This window comes from Thalassospira lucentensis MCCC 1A00383 = DSM 14000 (genome assembly GCF_000421265.1).
Lineage (GTDB): Bacteria > Pseudomonadota > Alphaproteobacteria > Rhodospirillales > Thalassospiraceae > Thalassospira > Thalassospira lucentensis.
In genome coordinates this window covers 167,000-181,114 of the sequence record NZ_ATWN01000002.1, presented here as the reverse complement: position 1 = coordinate 181,114, position 14,115 = coordinate 167,000, and the positions used below count along the sequence as shown (strand labels likewise).

Genomic DNA, 14,115 nt, shown 5'->3' with positions numbered 1-14,115 from the left:
GGAAAGCTATTCTATCCGGTCTATCGAATATAGGCTGCTCTTGGTCAGCAAAGCATACGACACGAGGACATAACCCGCCGGTTCAATCGCTGTTACTGACCATAGCGATTAATTATATGCGATTTAAATGCATCAATACCAAGAACTTTTCCCGTTGCCGCGTGCAGAATGTCATCGGTTGAACGGCTTGACGCCTGACTATGGATGTTCTGGCCAAGCCAGCCCATCAACGGACCAAAGTTTCCTTGCGCAAGGGCACCGGGAATTTCCGGGCAAGCTTCCTTGGCAGCGGCGAAAATCTGTGCCGCGGCCATCGCACCCAGCGTATAGGTCGGGAAATACCCCCATGCCCCGGACGGCCAGTGAATATCCTGCAAACAGCCATTCCGGTCATCGGGCGGTGTGATCCCCAGAAGCTTCTGCATCATCTCGTTCCACGCCCCCGGCAAATCGGCAAGCTTCATATCCCCTTCGATCAGGGCACGCTCAAGACGATACCGCAAAATAACGTGCGCAGGATAGGTTACCTCGTCAGCATCAACGCGAATAAGGCCCGGCTCAACCCGGGTGTAAAGACGATGCAGATTGGCCGCGTCCCATGCTTTTGCATTACCGCCAAACGCCTTTTCAAACATTGGCCCCGCATAGGTCAGGAATTCCTCAGACCGACAGGCCTGCATTTCAACCAGCAAAGACTGGCTTTCATGCATGGTCATACCGCGCGCCTTGCCAACCAGTTGTCCGCGCCAATCAGACGGCAATCCGCGCTCATACATGGCATGGCCGGTTTCATGCAAAACGCCCATGATCGCCGATGTGAAATCGTTTTCGTCATACCGGGTCGTAATACGCACATCATCAGGAATGCCGCCACAGAACGGATGATGCGAAATATCAAGCCGTCCATGGTCGAAATCAAATCCGACCGCTTTCATCAAATCGAGACCGACACTGTTTTGAACGTCAACCGGGAAAGGACCAGTTGGGGCGACGGGGGCATCTTCGGATTTCTGACGTTCAATGACCTCGGCGGTATAGGACGGCAGGAAATCTTCAAGATCGGAAAACAGGCTATCAATGCGCTCTGAACGCATCATCGGATCATATTGATCGAGCAACGCATCATAGACCGAGGTCCCCAGTGCCGCTGCCTTGGCGTGACCTGCCTCAATCGACAGATCAAGCACTTCCTGTAATTTTGGCAGCAACCCCTTAAAGTCGTTATCTGCCCGCGCGCTGCGCCATGCGACTTCGCACCGCGTTTCCGCTAGTGACATTTTCTCGACCAGTTCGGCCGGAACCGCTGTGCCATGAACCCAGGCGCGTTTCATTTCGCCAAGGTTGGCCTGCTGCCATTCATCAAGCCCCTCGTTGCCAGCATCTTCGATCAGATCGCCAAGATCAGCCGCATTGATCAGCTCATTTTCCATGACATCTAGGGTCGCAAGCTGCTCAGATCGCGCGTTCGCCCCGCCATCTGGCATGATCGCCGCCATATCCCAATGCAACATACTGCCAATATCAGACAGTACATTCATCCGGCGAAAACGGGTTTCGAGGGTTTTATAGGCTTTGGTCATCACGGACTCCTGTGCGGCGGCACTTGGCAACCGCTGGCACAAAATGATGTTTGGGGCGATACCGCCAGCCGGGAAAGATAAGCAGTCTTATCCTTCTCGGCGGCTATATTCTAACGGCATGCTGACACAGAGGATCAGGCCGCGTCTTTGGGGTCTGTTGTGTCTTTGTCGTCTTCCGGGCGTCGATGGTAAATCACAAAAACCACAATCAGCGACAGCGCAAGGCTGTACCACGTGATGGCATACTGCAGGTGATTATTGGGCAACTGCACTTTTGCCTGCCCGCCAATCGGAAGACCGCCGGGCACCGGATTGTCATCAAGCTCAAGATAATACGGGCTGGCAAGATCAGCACCACTGTCTTCTGCCATATGGTCGACGTCGACATAGAACCACTGGTTTGCCAGCGCATCATTTTCCGGTTGCGCCCAATGTTTTTCTCTTGGCAGACGCAAGACACCCGTTACATGCACAGGTGTTTCGATCAGACTTTCCGGACGGGTTGCCGGATCGCGGTTATCGGTCGGCACCCAACCACGATTAACCAGAATGATCCGTCCGTCTTCCTGTTCAAGCGGTGTGATCAGCTGAAACCCGACATTCCCCCGAAGGGTCCGCGCCATCAGATACTTTTCCTGATCATTTAGGAAATGTCCCTCGGCAAAGGCGGCGCGAAATGCCATCGCAGGATCAAGTTCAACATCAACAGGCACGGCAATCGGCGGCAAGGTTGCCTGCGTTTCACGTTGTTCAATCAGGTTCTGCTTCCAGAACAATCGGTCAACCTGCCAACTGCCCAGTCCCACAAGAATGACCAGAGACAATCCGACACAAATTTTCATCGCCATACTGGGGCGCGTATTTAATAGGGGCATGAAGTGAAATCAGTCCTGTTCGGAAGTCGTTCGATGGCGATATTGCAATGCGACCATGAGACCTTTTAACGGTCGAAGCAAGGCCAGTGTCACACCAATGATGGTGGGGGCCCACATCACCGCATGCAGCCAAAGCGGCGGTCGATAGGTCATTTCAACCCATAACGCCACAGGCACGATGATAAAGCCAAGAATAAAAATAATGAAAACGGCCGGGCCGTCACCCGCATCATGACCACGCAGGTCAAGACCGCACACATCACAAGACGCACGAACGGTCAAATAGCCTTCAAAAAGTTTCCCCCTTCCGCAGCGGGGGCATTTACATGCCAGCCCGGCGCGAAAGGGGGAAAGATTTGGATAATACTCATCCATATTGCAGGACCCGTTTAATGGTCGGGTCGGCGCGGCTTATTCGCCGCCCCAGATGTATACGGCAAAGAACAGGAACAGCCAGACGACATCGACAAAATGCCAATACCATGCCGCAGCTTCCAGACCGAAATGCTGTTTGGCATCAAAGCCGTCCTTCATCGCGCGCACAAGGCATACCGCAAGGAACACCGTCCCGACGAACACATGGAAGCCGTGGAAACCGGTCGCCATATAGAAGGTCGAAGAATAGATGTTATCGGCAAAGCCAAATGCAGCGTGGCTGTACTCGTACATCTGCAAGGCAAGGAAGATAATGCCAAGCCCCACGGTAAGGGCAAGCCCCTGTACCAGGTCCTTCTTCTTGCCTTCAAGACAGCCGTGATGCGCCCACGTCAGGGTACAACCCGACAAAAGCAGGATCAGGGTGTTGAGGAACGGCAAGTCCCACGGATCAAGAACTTCGACACCAGCAGGCGGCCATTCGGTCACACCGGGGCTAAAGATCACAAACGCGTTGTGAAAGAAGGCCCAGAAGAAGGCGACAAAGAACATCACCTCGGATGCGATGAACAGCGACATGCCATAGCGCAGGCCGATCTGAACGACCTTGTTATGGTAAATCTTTGACTCGCTGATCACGTTGCCCCACCAGCGGAACATCACAAACAGGATGCCTGCAATCCCAAGCGCCGCCAGCCAGAAATCAGCCGGTGTACGATCCGAATGCATGAACATAACCATACCACCAGTAAACATACCGGCCGCAGTTGCCGCCACCAGCGGCCACGGGCTTGGGTCTACCAGATGGAATGGATGTTTCTGAGCATGATCACTCATTCCGTGCCCCCCTCAATCCTTACAAAAGAAACTCAATTTCAATTTGTTAAACAGAGACAACAGACCGCTTCACTGCGTTCTGTCAGCCCCCCTGATCTTCGTTCCCGTCCGGCGCTTCGACCGATGACTCGGCCTTATAGAAAGTGTAGGACAGGGTTATTGTCTTCACGTCTTGGGTATTAATGTCTTCAGCAATGGCTGGATCAACATAGAAGCTGACCGGCATGTCGACGCGCTGTCCCGGTTCAAGGGTCTGCTCATCAAAACAAAAACATGCGATCTTGCTAAAATATTGCCCCGCCTTAAGCGGTGTTACGTTGTAAACGGCCTGCCCGGTGATCGGGTGAACCGACATATTTTCAGCCGTATAATGGGCAAGATTATCCTGCCCAAGCTTAACCGTCATTTCGCGCTGGTCGGGTTTGAACTGCCAATGCAGCCCGGAATTCACATCCGCATTAAACCGGACTTTGATGGTTTTCTCGGACACGTCAGCCGGCGCTTCATGTGCGACCTGGGTCGTGCCTCCAAAACCGGTAACCCGGCAAAACAGCGCGTAAAGAGGAACAGAAGCATAGGTAAGACCAACCATGCCGCCGACAATAACAACACAGCCAAGCATTAAACGCTTGTTGCGGGCCTTTATCGTATCTGCATGTTTCTGATCAGCCATGGCGTCCTAGCTCATCTTCAAAATCGTTATGGCGAAAAACAAAACGGCCAACCCGCCCAGAATGGCAAGAAACGCCCAGTTCTTTTTCTTGCGCTTGGCAAGAAACGCATCAAGTTCGGCCTTGTTGGGATTTGGCTTCTCACTCATGCGATAAATCCATTCAGGAAGACATCTGCCACCATCGCCCCGAACAGGACGAAAAGATACAGGATAGAATAACCAAACATCTTGTGTGGCGCGCGTTCTTCGACATTGCGTAAAACACGAACCGCATGACGCAGGAACCACAGACCGGTCAGGGCCGCCGTCGCGCCGTAGATGACACCAAGCAATCCGGTCGCAACCGGGATAAAGGTCACCGGCAGAAGCAGGATGGTATAAATCAGCATCTGCTTTTTGGTGGCCGCTTCACCGGCAACAACCGGCATCATCGGTACGCCGACCTTGGCGTAATCGCCACAACGGAACAGGGCCAGCGCCCAGAAATGCGGTGGTGTCCACATAAAGATAATCAAGAACAGCGCGATTGAATTGATATCAATCCCGCCGGTCACCGACGCCCAGCCGATCATCGGGGGAAACGCCCCGGCGGCACCGCCAATAACAATATTCTGCGGTGTGCTGCGCTTAAGCCACATGGTGTAAATAAAAACGTAAAACGCAATCGACACCGCCAGCAAAGCCGCCGCCACAAGATTGATCGCAACCGCCATCACGGTGACAGAAACAATCGACAATGCGATGCCAAGTGACAGCGCCTCGTCGGCTTCAACACGCCCCGCCGGAATAGGCCGGTTCTGGGTGCGTTTCATGTGCTGATCAATATCGCGATCATACCACATGTTAATGGATGCCGCGGCACCACTGGCCACAGCAATACAGGCAATTGCGACAAGGCCGAGGAACGGATGAATTGATCCTGGCGCAATCAACAGTCCCACAGCACCGGTAAAGACCACAAGGGTCATTACACCGGGTTTGAGCAAAGCAATGTAGTCGCGCACCTCCGAAATGGGGAGCGGCACAGTACTAAGCGCAAGGGTCTGATCGGCAACCTGCTTGGTCATGAAACTCTGGTCTTCTCTTCTCTGGGCGGTAGGGTATCCCCCGCAAGACAGGCCTGCGGGGGACTTAAACCAGGATCACTTACTTGATACGTGGCAATTCGTCAAAGGTATGGAACGGCGGCGGTGAGCTGACGGTCCATTCCAGTGTATCGGCACCTTCGCCATATGGGTTGGCTTCGGCCTTCTTGCCACGGATGAAGGCATGCGCCACCACACCAAGGAAGAAGATCGTTGCCGCGAACGAAATATACGCACCATACGACGATACAAGGTTCCAGCCCGCAAACGCATCAGGATAGTCGGCATAACGACGCGGCATGCCAGCCAGCCCAAGGAAGTGCTGCGGGAAGAAGGTCAGGTTGACGCCGATAAAGAAGAGCCAGAAGTGGATCTTCGCGCCGAGATCGGAAATCTCGTACCCCGACATTTTGCTGAACCAGTAATAGAAACCAGCAAAGATCGAGAACAGCGCGCCAAGTGACAGCACATAGTGGAAGTGCGCCACAACAAAGTAGGTGTCATGCAACGGCAGATCCATGCCCGAGTTCGCCAAAATCACACCTGTCACACCGCCCACAGTGAACAGGAAGATAAAGCCGATTGCCCAAAGCATCGGAGCACGCAAGGAGATGGAACCACCCCACATGGTCGCAATCCATGAGAAAATCTTAACCCCGGTCGGCACCGCAATCACCATCGTCGCCGCGGTGAAATAGGCCCGGGTGTCAACATCCATCCCGACGGTATACATGTGGTGCGCCCACACGATAAAGCCGACAACACCGATTGCCACCATCGCATAGGCCATCCCGAGATAGCCAAACACCGGCTTGCGCGAGAAGGTCGAAATGATGTGACTGATAATGCCAAAGCCCGGCAGGATCATGATGTAAACTTCGGGATGACCAAAGAACCAGAACAGATGCTGATACAGGATCGGGTCACCGCCACCGGCCGGATTAAAGAAGTCCGTGCCAAAGTTACGGTCGGTCAAAAGCATGGTGATCGCACCACCAAGAACCGGCACAGCCAACAGTAGCAGGAACGCCGTTACCAGCATTGCCCAAGCAAACAGCGGCATCTTGTGCAGGGTCATGCCCGGCGCGCGCATGTTAAAGATCGTCGTGATGAAGTTTACCGCACCAAGGATCGAGCTGGCACCTGCAAGATGCAGAGCAAAGATCGCCATATCAACCGAAGCATCCGGATGACCCAGAACACTTGAAAGCGGCGGATAAACAGTCCAACCGGTACCTGCACCACTGCCAACAACTGCTGACAGCATCAACAGGGTGAAAGCCGGAACAAGCAGCCAGAACGAAATGTTGTTGAGCCGCGGAAACGCCATGTCGGGCGCGCCAATCATGATCGGCACGAACCAGTTGCCAAAACCGCCAATCATGGCGGGCATGACAACAAAGAAGACCATGATCATGCCGTGCGCGGTGATGAGCACGTTAAAGAACTGGTGATCTTCGATGATCTGGGTGCCCGGATGGGCCAGTTCCATACGGAACCAGACCGAAAAAGCACCACCGATCAAACCGGCAATCACTGAGAAAATAAGATAAAGCGTCCCGATATCTTTGTGGTTGGTCGACAGGAACCAACGGGTAAAGAAGCCGGGGGTATGATCGTGATCATGTGTGTCAGCGTGAGCCATCAATCTCTCCCTCACTCTGCCGATGCCACGGAAACCGAAGACGGCAAGTCAACAGATGCGAACTGTTCTTGCGCCTTGGCGACCCAGGCTTCGTATTCTTCCATGGTAACAGCTTTAACAGCAATCGGCATATAGGCGTGGTTCACACCACACAATTCCGAACACTGGCCATAGAAGGTTGTACCGGCATATTCACCTGGAATGCGGGTCCAGGTTTCATTCAGTCGGCCCGGCACTGCATCAAGCTTGATGAACAGCGATGGCATGGCCCAGTTATGGATCACATCATCGGACGTCATGATCAGGCGAATGTTCTGGTCAACCGGCAGGACAACGGGATTGTCCACATCCAGAAGACGTTTTTTGCCTTCGGCAACGGCTGTTTCCTCATCGATCATCAAAGAATCAAAGGTGAAATTGCCATTGTCTGGATATTCATATGTCCAGTACCACTGCTTGCCGATGATCTTAAGGGTAAGATCGGCATCCTCGACACGGTCTGCAAAATACAGCAGGCGGAACGACGGGATCGCAATAATAAGAAGAATAAGTACCGGAACAACCGTCCAGACCACTTCAAGAAGGGTATGGTGGGTCGTCTTCGACGGTACCGGGTTGCGTTTCGCGCTGAAGCGATACAGCACGTAAAGCAGCAACACCAAAACGATCACGGTGATGATCGTCATCAACCACGTCACTAGAACAAAGAAATTATGGCCTTCAACAGCCACAGGCGAAACCGGATCCTGCAGCCCAAGCTGCCAAGGTTCGGCCTGACCAACGGCAGCAACTGCCGCACTATCAAGCCCGGTAATTACCGCCAATCCCAACAAAAGAATGGGAAATAGCTTCTTGATCGACATGCGAATCTGCCCCCTCGCATTACATCTCAAGGCGATATGCCTCAATCGTCTCCGTCCCTGACCTTCGTCAACAGTTTCTCAGACAAGCTACGGGTCCACCTTTAAAGGGCGGTCTTGCCGTCTCAACCAAAGATTGGCTCAATCATCAGCCCGGAGTATTTCCTCTGACATATCTTATTCTTAATAACCCTGCACCCGAAAGTACATCGGTAACGCAGGCAAATAGCGTATCTTAGGCACCTGTTCCAGAAAAAACCTCGCTGCGATGCACAAAAAATGTAATTTTGCCTTTGCGACTTTGTCGCTTTGGTTTTGCGTGAAATGGCTCTAAATACCCACGTCCTGATAGAAATACCGCCATTCTGGTCAGCGTTCTTTGGTCTCCCACGCACTTATTGCCATGCAACATAACCACAGAATGATCTTCAAATCACTTCAACCAATGGATAAAGCCAGCCCCGCCGCATTTTTGCCCCGCCAGCATCCATTTCAGGAAAACGCCGTTACGGTATCCTGAGCCTTGCCATTCTCGACAACAGTGTGATCAAGAATCAGCCCCGCACAGCCAGCCCAAAATGGCGATTCGCACCTCGCCTGATATAATTTGTCCTATCCGATGATAAATTCCGGTCCCGAAGCCTTTAATTCTTCGGTATTTTCCCCAATATCACGGATAGGAATTCGGTTGGCGAGACGACGTTTGCAGATTACTCTATCCTAAAGTATGAATGCCACTGCCCTTCAGGGAAGTGACGCCAAGGTCTCTTGCGAGATACCGATTGTTAAATTCAGAGGTTCGTTAATGGCACGCCACGGAAGCAAAAAGCTCTTCACCGCAGAATTGCGGTTGCTTAACAAACTCGAAAACATGAGCGACATGGTCGCCTTGCCAACCGAGATGCCTACCGAACCACATCAAGCGGGTGTTGGCGGCCCGGATCTGTCGGCCGTTCATACCGCGATTGAAGACCTCAAGCTTGAGCTGCTGTCTGACATCCGCATCATGATAGAAGAGCAGAAGAAACTCACCGCACAGCCCGAAGAGGACGATGAGGAAGACGCACGTGCTGAACTGCGTCTGCTGAAAACCGAAATTCGGGCATTGGCAAATTCCATTCAGGAAACCAAAAAAGAAATCGCCGCCTTGTATACCGCCCCTGAAGATGACAGCGGCACGCGCATCAATATCGTCAAGGGCGAGTTGGACTCTGTCGTTGCCGCGACCGAGGATGCAACCGCAAGCATTCTCGACACTGTCGAAAAAATTGATGCTGTTGCCCACAACATCCGTTCGGCCGCCACAGATGACTACACTCAGGGGCTGGCCGACGATATTGTCGAACTTGTCGTCAAGGTCTTTGAAAGCTGCAACTTCCAGGATTTGACCGGTCAACGGATTACCAAAGTCGTTAACACCATGAAATATATCGAGGAACGCGTAAATCGCGTGATCGAGATCTGGGGTGATGATGACTTCGGTGACTTCGAAGTTCCAGCCGACCCCAAAGGGCTCGACAACCTTGATAAAACTGTCACCAAGGCGCCACAAAATGCGCAACGTGTCGATCAGGATGAAGTCGATCAGATCTTCTCACAGGCCGAAATCGACGCCTTGTTTGATTAATGCCGGTGTAGCCCGCATGAAACGCAAAAGCCTGCCAATCGGCAGGCTTTTTCAATTCCAGCAATGCAATAACCTTCTGATCAGGCGTGACCAGCTTCCCCCGATAGCAATTCCGGGGCAAAACCAAGCTTGGTAAACGCCTGTTCCCATTTGTCTTCGCAATCAATGTCGAACAACAAATCGGCATCCGCATCAAGATGCAGCCAGCCATTGGCCAGAATTTCGTTCTCCAGCTGCCCGCTGCGCCATCCGGCATAGCCAAGCGCCAGAATGCTGTTTTCCGGCCCCTCACCCAACGCAATCTGTTCGAGGATATCAACCGTGGCCGTCACCGAAACGCCGGTATCAACGTGCAGGGTTGCCTCGTTGGAAAAGTCGGTGGAATGCAATACGAACCCGCGACTGCTTTCGACCGGGCCGCCAAAATGTACCTGAATGTCCTGAATGGTCGGTGCCGGGCGCGCAATACCAAGCTGCTCAAGAAGCTCGGGGAAGGTGATGCTGTCAATCACACGATTGATCACAAGCCCCATTGCACCATCTTCATTATGGGCACAGACATAGACAACACTTTGTGAAAAGCGCGGATCACGCATGCCCGGCATTGCGATCAACAACTTTCCACCAAGATATTCGCCTGTGTCTCCACGCACGCCCATTTTACGTCTCTTTCTGTCTCTGTTTGACCAAGCCTAGCGCGATTACCGGTCTATTTCCATCAAGAACCCGGAAAACCCGACAAAACATCGCCCCGCAACGATCAAAACTTGATATTCTAAATGTAGGGTCAACCTCTGCTCAGTGCCACGGTTTTCAGCGATTATTTACCGATAGTGGCTCAAAAAGCGCTCTGACGGAGACCCCGGTCACACAGTCGTGGCTTGATTTGATCGCGGTTGGGGACTACGCCTTCGATAGATGAAAAACTGCCTGAATTGTGCCATACCTCAATGGCATGAGCGCCCCACTGCCAGATGCCATGATGCACACCGTTTTAAGGACATTGACGTGCTCCGCTACCTGATCGCCCGTTTTGTTTTTTTGCTTGCTGCCATTTGCGCCCCGGTTTTAGCCACACCGGCGACGGCTGCCACCGATGTATCCACCCCATGGACAGACGAAGATTTCGCGTCTCTGCGGCTCATCAGTGCGCAAACCCAGACCGGTTCATCGGACACGCTGCGTCTTGGCCTTGAATTCGAACTTCAGCCTGATTGGAAAATCTATTGGCGCAGCGCAGGCGACGCCGGTTTTCCCCCGCAACTAGATTGGGCGGGGTCACAAAATGTCGGGGATGCCAATATCCTGTGGCCTGCCCCGCACCGGTTCTCGATCTTTGGTCTGGAAACATTTGGCTACAAGAACCATGTCATCCTGCCGATTGACGTCGCGATCCCCGATCGCACACAGTCCGTCGCAATCAATTTGGACGTCGACTACCTTGTCTGTAGCGACATCTGCATTCCTGCGGCCGCGACCTTCGCCCTTGATATCCCGGCAAACGGAAACCCCGACACCTCAACATCCGGCGCATCAATAGCCAGCACCCACGCACACGAAATTGAAAAGTTCGTCTCAAAGGTTCCGCTAACTGGCGACAACCTGCCAATACAGGTCAGCAACGTTTTTGCCACCAAGGACGGTGACGCGACGCAATTGCACCTATCGGTCGACGGGCTGTCTAATGCCGGTGTGACTGTGGATGATATTCTGGTCGAAAGCCCGCTTCGCATTGGCTTTGGTGCACCTGTTGCGGTGAACAAAGATGTCGAAAGCAATAACCGACAATTCACTGTCCCGGTTTTTGGCCTCAACGCCGATCAGGATATTGCATCTGAAACAATGACCGTCACTGTCATTGCAGGACCATTGGCCATTGAACAAAGCCGGACCGTCGCAAATGGCCCAACTGATGCTTCCGCCCAAGGCGAACCTCTTGGCGCAGATACCATGGCGCCTGCAACCGGGGCCGGTGCAAACATCTTGCTTATCGGCCTTTTTGCACTGCTTGGCGGCCTGATCCTCAATGTCATGCCCTGTGTCTTGCCGGTCTTGTCGATCAAGGTCATGTCGGCGATCAACGCCCGCGAAGGCGAAATCAACCGGGTCCGCAGTGGTTTTCTCGCCAGTGCGGCAGGCATCATCACATCGTTCTGGCTGATTGCAGCAGTTCTGATCGCGATCAAGCTGACCGGGGGATCGATTGGCTGGGGCATACAGTTCCAGCAACCTCTTTTCCTGACCGTGATGACCATCATTCTTGCGCTGTTTGCCCTCAATATGTGGGGCCTGTTTGAAATTAACGGCTCCGACAATCTGGGGACCGCCGCCAATGACGTGATCAACCAGCAGGAAAAAGGTGGCCGTCACATCAGCAGCCATTTCATGACCGGCATGTTCGCGACCTTGCTCGCAACGCCCTGTTCTGCCCCGTTCCTTGGAACGGCGGTTGGCTTTGCCTTGGCAGGCAGCAGCTTTGACATCATCTGGATTTTCACGTTGCTGGGTGTTGGCCTTGCCATTCCGTATCTGGCAATCGCCCTTCAGCCAAGACTGGCCCATGCCCTGCCCAAACCCGGGCGCTGGATGAGTGTTGTGAAGGCCGTTCTTGGTCTGGCACTGGTTGGCACCGCAATATGGCTTCTGAGCATTCTGGCAGTTCAAATCGGCCTTGGCGGGGCGATTGCCGTTGGGGTCGGCCTTGTCCTTGGCGCGGTATTTGTCTGGGCCCGCAAGCGTAGTCAAAACCTGCGCCCACGATTTGTCTTTACCGCCCTTGCCGTAACCGGTTTTCTGGTCGCCCTGTTTGCGCCGGGTTTCTCGAAGCCGCCCGCACCGTCAAGCGTATCAACTGCGGCCACCGGCCCCCTTGATTGGCAGACGTTTGCACCTGAGACCATTCCGGCATTGATTGCAGATGGCAAGACCGTCTTTGTCGACGTTACGGCGGAATGGTGTGTCAGTTGTCAGGTCAATAAAAAACTGGTGATTGAAACCGCCGAGCTTGCAGAATTTTTTGCCAATGACGACATTATTCTGATGCAAGCTGACTGGACCCGCCCGGACCCGGAAATTGCCGATTATCTGGCATCCTATGGACGGTATGGCATCCCATTTAACGCGGTGTTTGGCCCGAATGCACCCAAGGGGGTTTTGCTGTCTGAATTGCTCAGCCGTGATGCTGTTCTTGATGCCATCAAGGATGCAAGATCGACGGCCGGGCTTGCCAGCAACTAATTTCACCCACATCTGAGCCTAACCGGAACAATTCCAGAATAATCGCGTACAAATAATGACACTTGGTAAAACGGATGCGGATACCATTGAACATCCAGTGATTTTGTAGTTTGCTTCCAAGCCATGCGATCCATGACGTAATCAACGGGATTACGTAACCAAACGGAGATATCCATGACCATTTCAGTCGGCACCGAAGTCCCGGATGTAACCCTGTTCCGCGCAACGAGCGACGGTCCGGAAGCTGTGAATACCAAAGAATTCTTTGCGGGCCGCAAAATCGTTCTTTTCGCTGTTCCGGGTGCTTTCACCCCGACCTGTTCAGCCAAACATCTCCCGGGCTTCATCGCCAAGGCTGATGAAATCAAGGCAAAGGGCGTTGATGAAATCGCCTGCCTCGCCTCCAATGACGCATTTGTCATGCAGGAATGGGCCAAAAGCCAGAATGCCGATGGCATCACCATGCTGTCTGACGGCGATCTTGCCTTTGTCGATGCAACCGGTCTTGAGCTTGATCTTACCGGTCGTGGCCTTGGCAAACGCGCCAACCGCTTTGCCATGGTTGTTGAAAACGGCAAGGTCACCCATCTCGCCGTCGAAGAACCCGGCGCATTTGAAGTGTCCAGTGCTGAATCCGTGCTGACAAAGCTCTAAGCTGACATCCCGGCTTTTACGCAAAAAACAAAGCTCCGCAGGAACCTGCGGAGCTTTTGTTCTTTAAGAGCCATCAAGCCATATAGTTAGCGCGGCAGCAAAACCGGAATAGGGTCTTCACGACTGTCGTAATCGCATTCAAAGGTCGGATTGGTGTGCTTTGCAATGAAATGCACCACACCCTCACGGAAGCTGCCTTTGATCGGCGACCAGCTCATGTAAACGCCACCCCGGCCATCGTATTCACGAATGTCGGGATCCCGCATCAGTTCTGCAAAACTATGGCCAAGATCTTCGGTTGCACCCGCAACCAGCCATGATGGTTTTAAACCGCCATGCCACAAAAGATATACGCCACCGACACCATTCAGCTTGAGTTCCGCAATGTCGTCAATCATGAACAGACGATAGTATTCACCACGCGGACTCTTGCGCCACTTAATGTCTTGTGCCTTTGGCTGGCGAATACCACCAAGAGACCAAAATCCCATCTTATCCTCCAAGCACGGCAAAACACGTGCAAACGCATGTTACACGCATCCCAACATCGCTTCTTATTCTTATAGGTATGAACCTACCCCAGCATATGTAAATGATTAGTTGACAAAAAACGCCGCATAGGCGGATTGCCACCTTATTTCAAGCCAGATTTCAAAGCCTTCTAGCC

14 protein-coding genes are annotated in these 14,115 nt (G+C 52.9%); 3 read left to right on the top strand and 11 right to left on the bottom strand.

Features of this window, described 5'->3' with window-relative positions:
* Positions 1 to 92: 92 nt before the first annotated feature.
* The 9 genes from K355_RS0104945 to coxB form a co-directional block, all read right to left on the bottom strand.
* Positions 93 to 1,580, bottom strand: coding sequence for a carboxypeptidase M32 (locus K355_RS0104945; protein ID WP_022731006.1), 1,488 nt, complete (start codon positions 1,578 to 1,580; stop codon positions 93 to 95).
* Between the two features lie 134 nt (positions 1,581 to 1,714).
* Positions 1,715 to 2,428 carry an SURF1 family protein gene (locus tag K355_RS0104940; RefSeq protein ID WP_245562910.1) on the bottom strand — a complete coding sequence of 238 codons (714 nt, stop codon included), beginning with the start codon at positions 2,426 to 2,428 and terminating at the stop codon, positions 1,715 to 1,717.
* A gap of 36 nt (positions 2,429 to 2,464) precedes the next feature.
* On the bottom strand, positions 2,465 to 2,737 hold the full coding sequence (locus K355_RS0104935) for a DUF983 domain-containing protein (RefSeq protein WP_309471161.1): 273 nt from the start codon (positions 2,735 to 2,737) through the stop codon (positions 2,465 to 2,467).
* Between the two features lie 129 nt (positions 2,738 to 2,866).
* A complete protein-coding gene (locus K355_RS0104930; protein WP_022731003.1) occupies positions 2,867 to 3,667 on the bottom strand; it encodes a cytochrome c oxidase subunit 3 in 801 nt (266 codons plus the stop codon).
* 82 nt (positions 3,668 to 3,749) lie between these two features.
* Positions 3,750 to 4,340, bottom strand: a complete 591-nt coding sequence (locus tag K355_RS0104925; RefSeq protein WP_022731002.1) for a cytochrome c oxidase assembly protein — start codon at positions 4,338 to 4,340, stop codon at positions 3,750 to 3,752.
* 6 nt (positions 4,341 to 4,346) lie between these two features.
* The gene (locus tag K355_RS25695) at positions 4,347 to 4,487 is read right to left on the bottom strand and encodes a hypothetical protein (protein WP_022731001.1); all 141 of its coding nucleotides are present in this window, start codon (positions 4,485 to 4,487) and stop codon (positions 4,347 to 4,349) included.
* Positions 4,484 to 5,407, bottom strand: coding sequence for a heme o synthase (locus K355_RS0104915; protein ID WP_022731000.1), 924 nt, complete (start codon positions 5,405 to 5,407; stop codon positions 4,484 to 4,486). The genes K355_RS25695 and K355_RS0104915 overlap by 4 nt, the downstream gene beginning before the upstream one ends.
* 79 nt (positions 5,408 to 5,486) lie before the next feature.
* Positions 5,487 to 7,070: a cytochrome c oxidase subunit I gene (gene ctaD / locus K355_RS0104910; protein WP_022730999.1), complete on the bottom strand. Its 1,584-nt coding sequence runs from the start codon at positions 7,068 to 7,070 to the stop codon at positions 5,487 to 5,489.
* 11 nt (positions 7,071 to 7,081) lie between these two features.
* A complete protein-coding gene (coxB, locus tag K355_RS0104905) occupies positions 7,082 to 7,933 on the bottom strand; it encodes a cytochrome c oxidase subunit II (protein ID WP_022730998.1) in 852 nt (283 codons plus the stop codon).
* 802 nt (positions 7,934 to 8,735) lie between these two features.
* On the opposite strand from coxB, the gene K355_RS0104900 reads away from it, so the two are divergent.
* A complete protein-coding gene (locus K355_RS0104900) occupies positions 8,736 to 9,557 on the top strand; it encodes a hypothetical protein (RefSeq protein ID WP_022730997.1) in 822 nt (273 codons plus the stop codon).
* Positions 9,558 to 9,637: 80 nt separating this feature from the next.
* Here the strand turns inward: K355_RS0104900 and K355_RS0104895 are convergent, their stop codons facing one another.
* A complete protein-coding gene (locus K355_RS0104895) occupies positions 9,638 to 10,216 on the bottom strand; it encodes a YqgE/AlgH family protein (protein ID WP_022730996.1) in 579 nt (192 codons plus the stop codon).
* A gap of 349 nt (positions 10,217 to 10,565) precedes the next feature.
* Here K355_RS0104895 and K355_RS0104890 point away from each other — a divergent pair, with 349 nt between their 5' ends.
* Both K355_RS0104890 and K355_RS0104885 read left to right on the top strand, forming a co-directional pair.
* Positions 10,566 to 12,794: a protein-disulfide reductase DsbD family protein gene (locus tag K355_RS0104890; protein ID WP_022730995.1), complete on the top strand. Its 2,229-nt coding sequence runs from the start codon at positions 10,566 to 10,568 to the stop codon at positions 12,792 to 12,794.
* 174 nt (positions 12,795 to 12,968) lie between these two features.
* The gene (locus K355_RS0104885) at positions 12,969 to 13,448 is read left to right on the top strand and encodes a peroxiredoxin (protein ID WP_022730994.1); all 480 of its coding nucleotides are present in this window, start codon (positions 12,969 to 12,971) and stop codon (positions 13,446 to 13,448) included.
* Positions 13,449 to 13,534: 86 nt separating this feature from the next.
* Here K355_RS0104885 and K355_RS0104880 read toward each other — a convergent pair whose 3' ends face one another.
* Positions 13,535 to 13,939 (bottom strand): hypothetical protein, encoded by a 405-nt coding sequence (locus tag K355_RS0104880; protein ID WP_022730993.1) that lies wholly within the window; start codon positions 13,937 to 13,939, stop codon positions 13,535 to 13,537.
* Positions 13,940 to 14,115 lie beyond the last annotated feature (176 nt).